Here is a 15158-nt window from a genome sequence, read left to right on the forward strand (position 1 = left end):
GCCGCAAGGCGGGCACGATTTACGCCGCATATTGGAAAATTTAATGACCTTAGACAAAATTAGACTTAATCGATCTAATAAAGATCCTGGACGATCCTTGCGCTTTACCCGGTAGCCCGTATAATCCTCGCCCCGGCGCGCCATGCTGGTTTTCACTGGTGTGAGACCGTACATTTTCTCAACGAAAAGGTGCGGAAAAGCGCGGTAAATAAGGAAAGAGAATTGACTCCGGAGTGTACAATTATTACAATCCGGCCTCTTTAATCACCCATGGCTTCGGTGTCCATCGTTTCATTTTTCGGCGGATATCCAATAAAGCCATTGAATTTATTCAAGTTTAGGTAGAAATCGCCATGAAACGCACTTTTCAACCGTCTGTACTGAAGCGCAACCGTTCTCACGGCTTCCGTGCTCGTATGGCTACTAAAAATGGTCGTCAGGTTCTGGCACGTCGTCGTGCTAAAGGCCGCGCTCGTCTGACCGTTTCTAAGTAATATAGCTAACCCCTGCGTGGTTAAGCTCGCATTTCCCAGGGAGTTACGTTTGTTAACTCCCAGTCAATTCACATTCGTCTTCCAGCAGCCACAACGGGCTGGCACGCCGCAAATTACCATTCTCGGCCGCCTGAATTCGCTGGGGCATCCCCGTATCGGTCTTACTGTCGCCAAGAAAAACGTTCGACGCGCGCATGAACGCAATCGGATTAAACGTCTGACGCGTGAAAGCTTCCGTCTGCGCCAACATGAACTCCCGGCTATGGATTTCGTGGTGGTGGCGAAAAAAGGGGTTGCCGACCTCGATAACCGTGCTCTCTCGGAAGCGTTGGAAAAATTATGGCGCCGCCACTGTCGCCTGGCTCGCGGGTCCTGATAGCCCTCATTCGGGTCTATCAACGCCTGATTAGTCCGCTACTCGGGCCGCATTGTCGTTTCACTCCAACCTGTTCAAGCTACGGAATTGAGGCATTGCGCAGGTTTGGAGTGATAAAAGGCAGTTGGTTGACGGTGAAACGCGTATTAAAATGCCACCCTTTACACCCTGGTGGTGACGATCCCGTCCCGCCCGGACCATTTGATACCAGAGAACACTAACGATGGATTCGCAACGCAATCTTTTAGTCATCGCTTTGCTGTTCGTGTCTTTCATGATCTGGCAAGCCTGGGAGCAGGATAAAAACCCGCAACCTCAGGCCCAACAGACCACGCAGACAACGACCACCGCAGCGGGTAGCGCCGCCGACCAGGGCGTACCGGCCAGTGGCCAGGGGAAACTGATTTCTGTTAAGACCGACGTGCTTGATCTGACCATCAACACCCGTGGTGGTGATGTTGAACAGGCTCTGCTCCCGGCTTACCCGAAAGAGCTGAACTCTACCCAGCCGTTCCAGCTGCTGGAAACTTCACCGCAGTTTATTTATCAGGCACAGAGCGGTCTGACCGGTCGTGATGGCCCGGATAACCCGGCTAACGGCCCGCGTCCGCTGTATAACGTTGAAAAAGACGCTTATGTGCTGGCTGAAGGTCAAAACGAACTGCAGGTGCCGATGACGTATACCGACGCGGCAGGCAACACGTTTACCAAAACGTTTGTCCTGAAACGTGGTGATTACGCTGTCAACGTCAACTACAACGTGCAGAACGCTGGCGAAAAACCGCTGGAGATCTCCACCTTTGGTCAGTTGAAGCAATCCATCAATCTGCCACCGCATCTCGACACTGGAAGCAGCAACTTCGCACTGCATACTTTCCGTGGCGCGGCGTACTCCACGCCTGACGAGAAGTACGAGAAATACAAGTTCGATACCATTGCCGATAACGAAAACCTGAACATCTCTTCGAAAGGTGGTTGGGTGGCGATGCTGCAACAGTATTTCGCGACTGCGTGGATCCCACATAACGATGGCACCAACAACTTCTACACCGCTAATCTGGGTAACGGCATCGCCGCTATCGGCTATAAATCTCAGCCGGTACTGGTTCAGCCAGGTCAGACTGGCGCGATGAACAGCACCCTGTGGGTTGGCCCGGAAATCCAGGACAAAATGGCAGCTGTTGCTCCGCACCTGGATCTGACCGTTGATTACGGTTGGTTGTGGTTCATTTCTCAGCCGCTGTTCAAACTGCTGAAATGGATCCATAGCTTTGTGGGTAACTGGGGCTTCTCCATTATCATCATCACCTTTATCGTTCGTGGCATCATGTACCCGCTGACCAAAGCGCAGTACACCTCCATGGCGAAGATGCGTATGCTGCAGCCGAAGATTCAGGCTATGCGTGAGCGTCTGGGCGATGACAAACAGCGTATCAGCCAGGAAATGATGGCGCTGTACAAAGCTGAGAAGGTTAACCCGCTGGGCGGCTGCTTCCCGCTGATTATCCAGATGCCAATCTTCCTGGCGTTGTACTACATGCTGATGGGTTCCGTTGAACTGCGTCAGGCGCCGTTTGCACTGTGGATCCACGACCTGTCTGCACAGGACCCGTACTACATCCTGCCGATCCTGATGGGCGTAACGATGTTCTTCATTCAGAAGATGTCGCCGACCACTGTGACCGACCCAATGCAGCAGAAGATCATGACCTTTATGCCGGTCATCTTCACCGTGTTCTTCCTGTGGTTCCCGTCAGGTCTGGTGCTGTACTATATCGTCAGCAACCTGGTTACCATTATTCAGCAGCAGCTGATTTACCGTGGTCTGGAAAAACGTGGCCTGCATAGCCGCGAGAAGAAAAAATCCTGATTCGGTGAGTTTTCGCTAAAATAAGGGCGGTCAGTTGACCGCCTTTTTTCTTTTCGTAGGGCGGATAAGCGCCGCGCATCCGCCACACAAAGCAACAGGAACATCATGAGCGATAATGACACTATCGTAGCCCAGGCCACGCCTCCGGGACGTGGCGGCGTTGGCATCCTGCGCATCTCCGGCCTCAAAGCCCGTGAAGTTGCCGAAACCGTGCTGGGTAAACTGCCTAAGCCGCGCTACGCCGATTATCTTCCGTTTAAAGACGCCGACGGCAGCGTGCTCGATCAGGGGATTGCGCTATGGTTCCCTGGCCCGAACTCGTTCACCGGCGAAGATGTGCTGGAACTGCAGGGTCATGGCGGTCCGGTGATCCTCGACCTGCTGTTAAAACGTATTCTGACCATTCCCGGCCTGCGGATTGCCCGCCCGGGTGAGTTTTCCGAACGCGCGTTTCTTAACGATAAACTCGACTTAGCCCAGGCAGAAGCGATTGCCGATCTGATCGATGCCAGTTCGGAACAGGCAGCCCGTTCGGCACTTAACTCGCTGCAAGGCGCATTCTCCGCACGGGTTAACCATCTGGTGGAAGCCCTCACCCACTTGCGTATTTACGTCGAAGCGGCAATTGATTTCCCTGATGAAGAGATCGATTTCCTCTCCGACGGCAAAATTGAAGCCCAGCTCAATGACGTAATTGCCGATCTTGATGCAGTGCGTGCTGAAGCACGTCAGGGCAGCCTGTTGCGCGAAGGGATGAAGGTGGTGATTGCCGGACGTCCTAACGCCGGTAAATCGAGCCTGCTAAACGCGCTGGCTGGCCGTGAAGCGGCGATCGTAACCGATATCGCCGGAACCACACGTGACGTGCTGCGTGAGCATATCCACATTGACGGAATGCCGCTGCATATCATCGACACCGCCGGGTTACGTGAAGCCAGTGACGAAGTGGAACGTATTGGTATCGAGCGTGCGTGGCAGGAAATTGAACAGGCCGACCGCGTGCTGTTTATGGTCGATGGCACCACGACAGACGCTGTTGATCCGGCAGAGATCTGGCCGGAATTTATCGCCCGTCTGCCTGCGAAACTACCGATCACCGTGGTGCGCAATAAAGCCGATATCACCGGCGAAACGCTGGGAATGAGCGAAGTGAACGGTCACGCGTTAATTCGTCTCTCGGCAAGAACTGGTGAAGGTGTGGACGTGCTGCGTAACCATCTCAAACAGAGCATGGGCTTTGACACCAACATGGAAGGCGGCTTCCTGGCGCGCCGTCGTCACCTACAGGCGCTGGAACAGGCGGCGGAGCATTTGCAGCAAGGTAAAGCACAGCTGTTGGGCGCATGGGCTGGCGAATTGCTGGCGGAAGAGCTGCGCCTGGCGCAGCAGAACTTGAGCGAGATTACCGGGGAGTTTACCTCTGACGACCTACTGGGGCGGATTTTCTCCAGCTTCTGTATCGGTAAGTAACCGCACTTACGAAGCCGCATCTGGTAGTCAGGATGCGGCTTTGTTTTCCTGTTTGCATTCTTTTTATTAATCAATTCATCTTATAAAGATTAAAATTTTAATGCAGCGTATTTTTCTGAAAAAAACATTTAATAATGCATCTCGAACGATTGTGATTCGATTCACATTTAATAAACTTAGGAATAGATATAAAAATCTTAATGTAATAGTGTAGCAACATGTCTTTCGAGGATAAGTGCATTATGAATATCTTACATATATGTGTGACCTCAAAGTGGTTCAATATTGACAACAGGATTGTCGATCACCGCCCTTAATTTGCCCTTCTGTAGCTATCACCAGAGTCAAACCAATTAGATTCAATGTGATCTATTAGTTTGCCATGCCTTAATTTTACCTTTTAGACAAGCCATTATTGCTTTATCTATTTGCTCGTCTAAATAAATGTACTCACATACATAAATATGGTGAATTAATGGTTATTGCAGACGCAATATTCACAGGGATCACTGTAATTAAAATAAATGAAGGATTATGCAATGGAAAACTTTAAACATCTCCCTGAACCGTTCCGGATTCGTGTTATTGAGCCAGTAAAACGTACGACTCGCGCTTACCGTGAAGAAGCGATTATTAAATCTGGTATGAACCCGTTCCTGCTGGATAGCGAAGATGTGTTTATCGATTTACTGACCGACAGCGGCACCGGGGCGGTAACCCAAAGTATGCAGGCAGCGATGATGCGCGGCGACGAAGCCTACAGTGGCAGCCGCAGCTACTATGCGTTAGCCGAGTCAGTGAAAAATATCTTTGGTTATCAATACACTATTCCGACTCACCAGGGCCGTGGCGCAGAGCAAATCTATATTCCAGTACTGATTAAAAAACGCGAGCAGGAAAAAGGTCTGGATCGCAGCAAAATGGTGGCGTTCTCTAACTATTTCTTTGATACCACTCAGGGCCATAGCCAGATTAACGGCTGTACCGTGCGTAACGTCTATATCAAAGAAGCCTTCGATACTGGCGTACGTTACGACTTTAAAGGCAACTTTGACCTCGAAGGATTAGAACGCGGTATTGAAGAAGTTGGCCCGAATAACGTGCCGTATATCGTTGCGACCATTACCAGCAACTCCGCAGGCGGCCAGCCGGTTTCACTGGCAAATATGAAAGCGATGTACAGCATTGCGAAGAAATACGATATTCCGGTAGTGATGGACTCCGCGCGCTTTGCCGAAAACGCCTATTTCATCAAACAGCGTGAAGCGGAATATAAAGACTGGACTATCGAGCAGATCACTCGCGAAACCTATAAATATGCCGATATGCTGGCGATGTCCGCCAAGAAAGATGCGATGGTACCGATGGGCGGCCTGCTGTGCGTGAAAGACGACAGCTTCTTCGATGTCTACACCGAATGCAGAACGCTGTGCGTAGTGCAGGAAGGCTTCCCGACTTATGGTGGTCTGGAAGGCGGTGCGATGGAGCGTCTGGCGGTGGGTCTGTATGACGGCATGAACCATGACTGGCTGGCTTATCGTATTGCGCAGGTGCAGTATCTGGTCGATGGTCTGGAAGAGATTGGCGTAGTATGCCAGCAGGCGGGCGGTCATGCGGCGTTCGTTGATGCCGGTAAACTGTTGCCACATATCCCGGCAGATCAATTCCCGGCACAGGCACTGGCGTGCGAATTGTATAAAGTCGCCGGTATCCGTGCGGTAGAAATTGGTTCCTTCCTGTTAGGTCGCGATCCGAAAACCGGTAAACAACTGCCTTGCCCGGCAGAACTGCTGCGTTTAACCATTCCACGCGCAACATATACCCAAACACATATGGACTTCATTATTGAAGCCTTCAAACATGTGAAAGAGAACGCGACAAATATTAAAGGATTAACCTTTACCTACGAACCAAAAGTATTGCGTCACTTCACCGCAAAACTGAAAGAAGTTTAATTAACACTACAGAGTGGCTATAAGGATGTTAGCCACTCTATTTCCCCTACATCCTCAATAACAAAAATAGCCTTCCTCTAAAGGTGGCATCATGACTGATCAATCAGAAAAAAAGCACTCTGCATTTTGGGGTGTTATGGTTATAGCCGGTACAGTAATTGGCGGTGGGATGTTTGCTTTACCTGTTGACCTTGCCGGTGCCTGGTTTTTTTGGGGCGCTTTTATTCTTATTATCGCCTGGTTTTCAATGTTACATTCAGGTCTATTATTATTAGAAGCAAACTTAAATTACCCCGTCGGCTCCAGTTTTAACACCATCACCAAAGATTTAATTGGCAACACCTGGAACATTATTAGCGGCATTACCGTTGCCTTCGTTCTCTATATTCTCACTTATGCTTATATCTCTGCTAACGGCGCAATCATTAGCGAAACGATATCGATGAATTTGGGCTATCACGCTAATCCACGCATTGTCGGGATCTGTACGGCCATTTTCGTTGCCAGCGTATTGTGGATAAGCTCTTTAGCCGCCAGTCGTATTACCTCGTTGTTCCTCGGGCTGAAGATTATCTCCTTTGTGATCGTGTTTGGTTCTTTCTTCTTCCAGGTCGATTATTCCATTCTGCGCGATTCCACCAGCACGACTGCGGGAACGTCTTACTTCCCGTATATCTTTATGGCTTTGCCGGTGTGTCTGGCGTCATTTGGTTTCCACGGCAATATTCCCAGTCTGATTATTTGCTATGGCAAAAAGAAAGATAAACTAATCAAAAGCGTAGTTTTCGGCTCGCTGCTGGCACTGGTGATTTATCTCTTCTGGCTTTATTGCACGATGGGGAATATCTCGCGAGAAAGTTTTAAAGCGATTATCTCCTCGGGCGGCAACGTTGATTCACTGGTAAAAACGTTCCTCGGCACCAAACAGCATGGCATTATCGAATTTTGCCTGCTGGTGTTCTCCAACTTAGCTGTCGCCAGTTCGTTCTTTGGCGTCACGCTTGGGCTGTTCGATTACCTGGCGGATCTGTTTAAGATTGATAACTCCCACGGCGGACGTTTCAAAACCGTGCTGTTAACCTTCCTGCCACCCGCTTTGTTGTATCTCGTCTTCCCGAATGGCTTTATTTACGGGATTGGCGGTGCCGGACTGTGCGCCACCATCTGGGCGGTCATTATCCCCGCGGTGCTGGCAATCAAAGCTCGCAAGAAGTTTCCCAATCAGATATTTACGGTCTGGGGCGGCAATCTTATTCCGGCGATTGTCATTCTCTTTGGTATCACCGTGATTTTGTGCTGGTTCGGCAACGTATTTAACGTGTTACCTAAATTTGGCTAAGCCCTTAAAGAAGCCAGCGGTCATTCGCTGGCTTCTTGCCTGAAAGGAAATCTCTTTTGTCCAAATGGCAACTCGCCTGATTCTCCTTCACCACGTATGCTTTGCGTCACCTTCCCGTCAGGACGCTTTATCCCATGTCCCGCTTTTTATTTTGTAGTTTTGCTCTGGTTTTACTCTATCCCGCAGGTATTGATATGTACCTGGTCGGCTTACCGCGCATCGCCGCCGATCTCAATGCCAGCGAAGCGCAGTTGCATATTGCGTTCTCCGTTTACCTTGCGGGGATGGCAGCAGCAATGTTATTTGCCGGGAAAGTGGCCGACCGTTCAGGGAGAAAACCTGTCGCCATCCCCGGCGCGGCGCTATTTATTATCGCCTCTGTGCTCTGTTCACTGGCTGAAACCAGCGCGTTATTTCTTGCAGGACGCTTTCTGCAGGGACTCGGCGCGGGCTGTTGTTATGTGGTGGCATTCGCGATTTTACGCGACACGCTGGACGATCGACGTCGGGCAAAAGTGCTGTCATTACTCAACGGCATTACTTGCATCATTCCGGTGTTAGCGCCAGTGCTTGGCCACCTGATTATGCTTAAGTTCCCGTGGCAGAGCCTGTTCTGGGTAATGGCGCTGATGGGTGTCGCGGTACTCGTGTTGTCATTGTTTATTTTAAAAGAAACCCGCCCTGCGGCACCTGCCGCTTCGGGCAAAACACGAGAAAATACCGAGTCTTTGCTTAACCGCTTTTTCCTCAGCCGAGTGCTTATCACCACCCTCAGCGTCTCAGTCATCCTTACCTTCGTGAATACGTCGCCAGTATTGATGATGGAAATCATGGGCTTTGCGCGCGGAGAATACGCCACCATTATGGCGTTGACCGCAGGTGTTAGCATGACCGTATCATTCTCCACGCCATTTGCGTTGGGGATTTTTAAGCCACGTACGTTGATGATCACCTCGCAGGTGTTATTTCTGGCGGCGGGAATCATTCTTGCGTTTTCGCCTTCCCATGCAGTTTCGCTGTTTGGCATCACGTTGATTTGCGCTGGTTTTTCAGTGGGATTCGGCGTGGCAATGAGTCAGGCGTTAGGGCCGTTTTCATTACGCGCGGGCGTAGCCAGTTCGACATTAGGCATTGCACAGGTTTGCGGTTCATCACTGTGGATTTGGCTAGCGGCGGTAGTCGGCGTAGGCGCATGGAATATGCTGATCGGGATTCTGATTGCCTGTAGCATAGTGAGCCTGTTGCTGATTATGCTCGTCGCGCCTGGACGCCCCGTTACCGCTCATGAAGAAATCCATCACCACACTTGATCTGAATTTGCTGCTCTGCCTGCAATTGCTGATGCAGGAGCGCAGCGTGACCAAAGCGGCGAAGCGGATGAACGTGACGCCTTCGGCGGTGAGCAAATCTCTGGCAAAGCTTCGGATATGGTTTGATGACCTGCTCTTTGTGAACTCACCGCTGGGCCTGACGCCAACGCCGCTGATGGTCAGCATGGAGCAAAATCTGGCGGAGTGGATGCAAATGAGCAATCTGCTGCTGGATAAACCGCACCACCAAACGCCACGTGGTCTGAAGTTTGAGCTGGCAGCAGAATCGCCGCTGATGATGATTATGTTTAATGCGCTGTCGAAACATATTTACCAGCGTTACCCACAGGCGACGATTAAACTGCGCAACTGGGATTATGACTCGTTGGATGCAATTATTCGTGGCGAAGTGGATATCGGTTTTACCGGACGAGAAAGCCACCCTCGCTCGCGAGAACAGCTTAGTCTTCTGCCGTTGTCTATTGATTATGACGTATTATTTACAGACTTACCGTGCGTCTGGTTGCGCAAAGATCATCCGGCGCTGCGTGAAGAATGGGATCTGGATACTTTTTTACGTTATCCACATATCAGCATTTGCTGGGAACAGAGCGATACCTGGGCGCTGGACAATGTGTTGCAGGAATCAGGACGCGAACGCACGATTGCCATGAGTCTGCCGGAATTCGAGCAGTCACTGTTTATGGCGGCGCAGCCAGACAATTTGCTACTGGCGACCGCACCGCGCTACTGTCAGTACTACAACCAACTCCACCAGCTTCCACTGGTTGCACTCCCTCTCCCGTTTGACGAAATCCAGCAAAAAAAGCTGGAAGTGCCGTTTACTCTGCTGTGGCACAAACGGAACAGCCATAACCCGAAGATCGTCTGGTTACGGGAAACCATTAAAAATCTTTACGCCTCGATGGCATAATTAAATCGTATAAAATGCGACCACATTTCGCGATGAAATGTAAAAAACATGTAATAAATTTGTCTGAATCGAACTTTTCGCCGCTTTAGTCTGTCCATAATTTTAGTAAATGATTACTCTGTATTCATAATGGACCATTAAGCATGGAGCGAAAAATGGCGACTCACTTTGCCCGAGGGATTTTAACGGAAGGACACCTGATATCTGTTCGTCTACCCTCCCAGTGTCATCAAGAAGCCCTAAATCTTCCCCCTCATCGTCAAAGTCGTTTCCTGGCGTCCAGAGGTTTACTCGCAGAACTGATGTTCTTGCTGTACGGCATTAGTGAATTGCCGGAAATCGTCACCCAGGCTAAAGGAAAACCGGTTTTCCACGATAAAAATTTACCATCATTTTCAATAGCCTATGCCGGAAACATGGTCGGAGTGGCGTTAACAACTGAAGGTGAATGTGGCCTCGATATGGAACTACAGCGCGCGACTCGCGGGTTTCATAGCCCTCACGCGCCCGATAACCATGCTTTTTCCAGCAATGAATCACTATGGATCAGTAAGCAAAACGATCCTAACGAAGCGCGAGCGCAGCTCATCACGCTGCGCCGAAGCGTGCTAAAACTTACCGGTGATGTTTTGAATGACGACCCGCGAAATCTGCAGTTAATGCCCATTGCGGGACGCCTGAAATGTGCCCATGTAAATCATGTAGAAGCGATATGCGACGCAGAGGAAGTGCTGGTATGGTCCGTGGCGGTCAGCCCAGCGATTGAAAAGCTCAATGTCTGGGAGTTTGATGGCAAGCAAGGCTGGAAAAGCCTGCCGGATATTCACAGCCGCGCCAATAATCCAACCAGCCGGATGATGCGTTTTGCCCAGCTCTCTACCGTGAAGTCATTTTTGCCAAATTGATAGACAACCACAGGAGTCATCATGTCTGAAAAATTGAAGGTGGTTACGTTATTGGGAAGCCTGCGCAAAGGTTCATTTAATGGCATGGTTGCACGTACGCTGCCGAAAATTGCCCCAGCGGGTATGGAAGTTAACGCGTTGCCATCTATTGCTGACATTCCCTTATATGACGCAGACGTACAGCAGGAAGACGGTTTTCCAGCAACGGTTGAAGCTCTGGCGGAACAGATTCGTCAGGCGGATGGTGTGGTGATCGTGACGCCGGAATATAACTACTCGGTGCCGGGTGGACTGAAAAATGCCATCGACTGGCTTTCCCGCCTGCCCGATCAGCCATTGGCCGGTAAACCGGTGTTGATTCAGACCAGCTCAATGGGCGTAATTGGCGGCGCACGCTGTCAGTATCATCTGCGCCAGATTCTGGTCTTCCTGGATGCAATGGTAATGAACAAACCAGAGTTTATGGGCGGCGTGATTCAGAACAAAGTCGATCCACAGACTGGAGAAGTGATTGATCCGGGAACGCTGGACCACCTGACCGGGCAGTTGACCGCATTTGGCGAGTTTATTCAACGGGTTAAGATCTAAATAAAAAACCCGCCAGCAATCATGCATGGCGGGTTTTTAACGCGCTATCGATTTTAGTGGGCGTCGATAAAGACAATTTTCAGCACAAACAGCAGCGCCACGATAATCACGCACGGGCTAAGGTCGCGCAGACGGCCTGTACCGATTTTCATCACGCAGTAGGAGATAAAGCCCAGCGCAATACCTTCGGTAATCGAGAAGCTAAACGGCATCATCACGGCAGTAATAAACGCCGGAACGGATTCGGTGAGATCCTGCCATTTCACACGCGCAAGACTTGAGGTCATCAGTACGCCAACGTAAATGAGCGCGCCAGCCGCGGCGTAGCCAGGCACCATCCCCGCCAGCGGCGACAGGAAGATAACCAGCAGGAACAGCAAACCAACAACCACTGCCGTCAGACCAGTACGCCCACCAACGGAAACACCGGAGGAGGACTCAATATACGCTGTAACAGAAGAAGTACCGATAAACGAACCGGTCACGGAAGAGATACTGTCGACATACAGCGCCTGCTTCATGCGCGGGAATTTACCTTTCTCATCCGCCAGACCTGCTTTATCAGTCACGCCAATCAGCGTACCGGAGGAGTCAAACAGGTTAACCAGCATGAAAGAGAAAATCACGCCAGCCAGTCCGAGGTTGAATGAACCAGCTAAATCCACATGCCCCACCACGGTCATCACGCTCGGCGGCGCGGAGACAATGCCGTTGTAGTGCACATCACCCAGCATCCAGCCCAGAAGCGTCGTCACCACGATAGAAACTAGCACCGCTGCGTGAATGTTACGTGAAGCCAGAATAGCGATGATGAAGAAGCCGAGGATACCCAGCAGCACACTGTGAGAAGTCAGATTACCGATACTCACCAGCGTTTCTGGATTAGCGACAATCACACCTGCGTTTTTCAGCCCCATCATACCAATGAACAGGCCGATACCGCTGGTGATCCCCACACGCAGACTCACCGGAATGTTGGCAATCATCCAGTAGCGAACGCGGAAGATTGTCAGTAACAGCAGACCAATCGCGCCCCAGAAGATTGCGCCCATCCCGACCTGCCACGGCAAGCCCATCGCCTGTACAACCACAAAAGCGAAGAACGCATTCAGGCCCATAGCGGGTGCCAGCGCGACTGGCAGGTTAGCAAACAGCCCCATCAGAATACTGCCGAACGCAGCAATCAGACAGGTGGTGACGAAGACGGCGCTGGTGTCCATGCCAGCAACGCCAAGAATTTGCGGGTTAACAAAAACGATGTAAACCATCGTCAGGAAGGTGGTAAAACCGGCGATCACTTCGGTCCGTGCCGTCGTGCCATGTTCGCGCAGTTTAAACACGCGTTCCAGCATCCCCTGGCCAGAAGCCTGGGTTGTGTGTTGTTGACTCATTATCTATTTCCGAACAAGGAGGGAAAATACGTCGCTATCGTATACCAAAATGAGACAATATGGACGGCTGAAGATAACTTTTTTTCATTGTATTTGCTTATACGGCAACGATTGCGTCATGCGAATATGCCTGACGAAAACGTTAAACTAACGATAAAGGAAAGACATGTCCCAGATAGAAGCGGTATTTTTCGACTGCGACGGTACGCTGGTCGACAGTGAGGTCATTTGCTCTCGAGCCTATGTCACGATGTTCAGGGAATTTGGCATTAACGTTGACCTTGAAGAAATTTTTACCCGCTTTAAAGGCGTAAAACTCTACGAAATCATCGACATCATTAGCAAAGAACAGGGCGTAGAAATGGTCCGTGCCGATGCCGAACACGTTTACCGTGCGGAAGTGGCGCGCCTGTTTGATAGCGAGCTTGAGGTGATTGCAGGAGCGAACGAATTGCTGGCTAGTGTGAAAGTGCCGATGTGCGTCGTCTCTAACGGCCCGGTCAGCAAGATGCAGCATTCGCTTGGTAAGCTCAATATGCTGCACTATTTCCCGGAAAAACTGTTCAGCGGTTACGACATTCAGCGTTGGAAGCCCGACCCGGCATTAATGTTCCATGCGGCAAAAGCGATGAATGTGAACGTTGAAAACTGCATTCTGGTCGATGACTCCAGCGCCGGTGCGCAGTCAGGAATCGATGCCGGTATGGAAGTGTTTTACTTCTGCGCTGACCCGCACAATAAGCCGATCGTTCATCCGAAAGTCACCACCTTTACCGAGTTGGCGCAGTTACCTGCTCTGTGGAAGGCTAGGGGATGGGATATTACGCGATAAATAAAGAAACCCGGTGAGCATTTCTCCGGGCTGATTTCGTACTCGCAGATTGCCGGATGCGGCGTAAACGCCTTATCCGGCCTACAGTTTGCGTTACGCTTTCGAATCTTTCTCTGCCAGCAATTTATCCAACTCATCGCCGCCGACGTGACGGAAATCCTGACCCTTCACGTAGTAGAAGATGTATTCGCAGATATTCTGACAGCGGTCACCAATACGTTCGATTGAACGTGCGCAAAACAGCGCGGTAAGTACGCTCGGAATGGTGCGCGAATCTTCCATCATGTAGGTCATCAACTGACGAACAATCCCTTCGTACTCCTGATCGACTTTTTTATCTTCACGATAAATACGCACCGCTTCGTCAATATCCATACGCGCAAACGCGTCCAGCACGTCGTGCAACATCTGGATAGTGTGACGCCCCAGTGATTCCAGGCTTACCAGCAACGGCTGATGCTGCTGGGAGAATTTCTCCAGTGCAGTGCGACAGATTTTATCCGCCACGTCGCCAATACGCTCCAGTTCGGAAATGGTTTTACTGATAACCATAACCAGACGCAGGTCGCTCGCCGTCGGCTGACGTTTGGCAATAATGCGCACGCAGGCTTCATCGATTGCCACTTCCATCATGTTGACGTTTTTATCGCCTTCGATGACCCGCTTCGCCAGATCGCTGTCCTGGTTGTGCATCGCGGTGATTGCATCAGAAAGCTGCTGCTCCACCATGCCGCCCATGGTCATCACCTGCGTGCGGATGCTTTCCAGTTCGGCGTTGAACTGGCCGGAAATATGTTTATTAAGATTGAGACTGTCCATAACGCACTCCTGAATCAACCGTAACGACCGGTGATGTAGTCTTCTGTTTGTTTCTTCGCTGGCTTGGTGAACAGATCGTCCGTGTTGCTGAACTCAATCAATTCGCCCAGATACATAAACGCCGTGTGGTCGGAACAACGCGCAGCCTGCTGCATGTTGTGGGTGACGATCACCACGGTGTAATCCTGCTTCAGTTCGGTGATCAGCTCTTCAATACGCCCGGTAGAGATGGGGTCGAGCGCCGAACACGGTTCGTCGAGCAGCAGCACTTCCGGGCGAATGGCGATACCACGCGCAATACACAGACGCTGTTGCTGACCGCCAGAGAGAGAGTAACCGCTCTGGTGCAATTTATCTTTGGTTTCGTTCCACAATGCGGCTTTGGTCAATGCCCACTGCACGCGCTCGTCCATGTCAGCACGGGAGAGCTTCTCAAACAGACGCACGCCAAAGGCGATGTTGTCGTAAATGGACATCGGGAACGGCGTCGGTTTCTGGAACACCATGCCCACTTTCGCACGCAGCAGAGCGATATCCTGAGTGTTGGTCAGGATGTTGTCGCCATCGAGCAGAATTTCACCTTCCGCGCGCTGCTCTGGATACAGTTCAAACATTTTGTTGAAGGTACGCAGCAGCGTCGATTTACCGCAGCCGGACGGCCCGATAAACGCCGTAACCTGGTTTTTAGCGATATCCAGGTTGATGTTTTTCAGGGCATGGAATTTGCCGTAGTAGAAGTTCAAATTACGAACCTGAATTTTACTCGGGGCAGTTTCAACCATACTCATTGCAATCTTTTCCTCATCGTGCCTGATGCACTTCGCTAATCAGGCTTACCGTAGGCCGGATAAGGCGTTCACGCCGCATCCGGCAAA

The 15158-nt window shown here is 50.7% G+C and carries 17 protein-coding genes; 14 read left to right on the forward strand and 3 right to left on the reverse strand.

The window, feature by feature from the left end:
* The first annotated feature begins 43 nt into the window (after positions 1-43).
* The 13 genes from D9741_RS19005 (at position 44) to yieF (ending at position 11241) form a co-directional block, all read left to right on the forward strand.
* Positions 44-115 carry a hypothetical protein gene (locus D9741_RS19005; RefSeq protein WP_123057980.1) on the forward strand — a complete coding sequence of 24 codons (72 nt, stop codon included), beginning with the start codon at positions 44-46 and terminating at the stop codon, positions 113-115.
* 238 nt (positions 116-353) lie between these two features.
* Positions 354-494 carry a 50S ribosomal protein L34 gene (gene rpmH, locus D9741_RS19010; RefSeq protein WP_000831330.1) on the forward strand — a complete coding sequence of 47 codons (141 nt, stop codon included), beginning with the start codon at positions 354-356 and terminating at the stop codon, positions 492-494.
* A 16-nt stretch (positions 495-510) separates the two neighbouring features.
* Positions 511-870, forward strand: a complete 360-nt coding sequence (gene rnpA, locus D9741_RS19015) for a ribonuclease P protein component (RefSeq protein WP_000239730.1) — start codon at positions 511-513, stop codon at positions 868-870.
* On the forward strand, positions 834-1091 hold the full coding sequence (gene yidD / locus D9741_RS19020) for a membrane protein insertion efficiency factor YidD (protein ID WP_001307474.1): 258 nt from the start codon (positions 834-836) through the stop codon (positions 1089-1091). The genes rnpA and yidD overlap by 37 nt, the downstream gene beginning before the upstream one ends.
* 2 nt (positions 1092-1093) lie before the next feature.
* Complete coding sequence (gene yidC, locus D9741_RS19025) at positions 1094-2740, forward strand: membrane protein insertase YidC (protein WP_064525945.1); 1647 nt, start codon at positions 1094-1096, stop codon at positions 2738-2740.
* A 105-nt stretch (positions 2741-2845) separates the two neighbouring features.
* A complete protein-coding gene (gene mnmE, locus D9741_RS19030) occupies positions 2846-4210 on the forward strand; it encodes a tRNA uridine-5-carboxymethylaminomethyl(34) synthesis GTPase MnmE (protein WP_001282361.1) in 1365 nt (454 codons plus the stop codon).
* Between the two features lie 242 nt (positions 4211-4452).
* Positions 4453-4527 carry a tryptophanase leader peptide gene (gene tnaC, locus D9741_RS19035; RefSeq protein WP_127447239.1) on the forward strand — a complete coding sequence of 25 codons (75 nt, stop codon included), beginning with the start codon at positions 4453-4455 and terminating at the stop codon, positions 4525-4527.
* A 222-nt stretch (positions 4528-4749) separates the two neighbouring features.
* Positions 4750-6165, forward strand: coding sequence for a tryptophanase (gene tnaA, locus D9741_RS19040; RefSeq protein WP_130206804.1), 1416 nt, complete (start codon positions 4750-4752; stop codon positions 6163-6165).
* Between the two features lie 91 nt (positions 6166-6256).
* A complete protein-coding gene (gene tnaB / locus D9741_RS19045) occupies positions 6257-7504 on the forward strand; it encodes a low affinity tryptophan permease TnaB (RefSeq protein ID WP_130215102.1) in 1248 nt (415 codons plus the stop codon).
* A gap of 134 nt (positions 7505-7638) precedes the next feature.
* Positions 7639-8814 carry a multidrug efflux MFS transporter MdtL gene (gene mdtL, locus D9741_RS19050; protein WP_130215100.1) on the forward strand — a complete coding sequence of 392 codons (1176 nt, stop codon included), beginning with the start codon at positions 7639-7641 and terminating at the stop codon, positions 8812-8814.
* A complete protein-coding gene (gene yidZ / locus D9741_RS19055; protein WP_130215098.1) occupies positions 8789-9748 on the forward strand; it encodes an HTH-type transcriptional regulator YidZ in 960 nt (319 codons plus the stop codon). The genes mdtL and yidZ overlap by 26 nt, the downstream gene beginning before the upstream one ends.
* A gap of 155 nt (positions 9749-9903) precedes the next feature.
* Entirely contained in the window at positions 9904-10653 is a 750-nt protein-coding gene (locus D9741_RS19060; RefSeq protein WP_130206812.1) for a 4'-phosphopantetheinyl transferase superfamily protein, read from the forward strand.
* Positions 10654-10674: 21 nt separating this feature from the next.
* Entirely contained in the window at positions 10675-11241 is a 567-nt protein-coding gene (gene yieF, locus D9741_RS19065; RefSeq protein WP_130215096.1) for a class I chromate reductase YieF, read from the forward strand.
* A 53-nt stretch (positions 11242-11294) separates the two neighbouring features.
* Here yieF and adeP read toward each other — a convergent pair whose 3' ends face one another.
* Positions 11295-12632, reverse strand: a complete 1338-nt coding sequence (gene adeP / locus D9741_RS19070; RefSeq protein ID WP_064525932.1) for an adenine permease AdeP — start codon at positions 12630-12632, stop codon at positions 11295-11297.
* A 166-nt stretch (positions 12633-12798) separates the two neighbouring features.
* Here adeP and yieH point away from each other — a divergent pair, with 166 nt between their 5' ends.
* Entirely contained in the window at positions 12799-13464 is a 666-nt protein-coding gene (gene yieH, locus D9741_RS19075; protein WP_130215094.1) for a 6-phosphogluconate phosphatase, read from the forward strand.
* Positions 13465-13557: 93 nt separating this feature from the next.
* On the opposite strand, the gene phoU is transcribed toward yieH, so the two are convergent.
* Positions 13558-14283, reverse strand: coding sequence for a phosphate signaling complex protein PhoU (gene phoU, locus D9741_RS19080; RefSeq protein WP_130206818.1), 726 nt, complete (start codon positions 14281-14283; stop codon positions 13558-13560).
* Between the two features lie 14 nt (positions 14284-14297).
* Positions 14298-15071 (reverse strand): phosphate ABC transporter ATP-binding protein PstB, encoded by a 774-nt coding sequence (gene pstB, locus D9741_RS19085; protein ID WP_000063126.1) that lies wholly within the window; start codon positions 15069-15071, stop codon positions 14298-14300.
* Positions 15072-15158 lie beyond the last annotated feature (87 nt).

It is taken from the genome of Escherichia sp. E14V7, from assembly GCF_004212225.1.
GTDB lineage: Bacteria > Pseudomonadota > Gammaproteobacteria > Enterobacterales > Enterobacteriaceae > Escherichia.